Origin of the sequence: Herbaspirillum sp. C7C8, assembly GCF_022627875.1 — a bacterium.
Lineage (GTDB): Bacteria > Pseudomonadota > Gammaproteobacteria > Burkholderiales > Burkholderiaceae_D > Herbaspirillum.
Genome location: NZ_JABXGG010000066.1, coordinates 1 through 294, shown reverse-complemented (window position 1 = coordinate 294; position 294 = coordinate 1). Strand labels below are relative to the sequence as shown.

The window sequence follows — 294 nt, the reverse complement described above, 5'->3', positions numbered from 1 at the left end:
TGACAAGCTGACCTTGAGTGCGGGCCGCGATGTGGTGATCCGCAGTACCAGCGTCACCACCGCCAATGCCACCACCATGGGCAGCAACATCGATCAGGTGGCCAGCGTCAGCGGCAAGGACGTGGTGCTGCTGGCCGGCCGCGATCTGCAAGCCGATGCTGCCGTCATTGCCGCCAGCGGCGACGCCACGCTCTCGGCAGGAAGGGATGTGCGTCTTGGTGTGATCCAGGAGTATTTCCGGCAGGAGATCCGCTGGGCCGATGACAAGGGCGGCAGCAACTGGGTCAGCCGCTT

General features: G+C 64.6%; 1 protein-coding gene. It reads left to right on the top strand.

Annotation, left to right across the window (positions count from 1 at the left end; genetic code table 11):
• The coding region (locus tag HWE01_RS22670; RefSeq protein WP_241822962.1) for a hypothetical protein at positions 1-294 on the top strand (294 nt) is incomplete at both ends.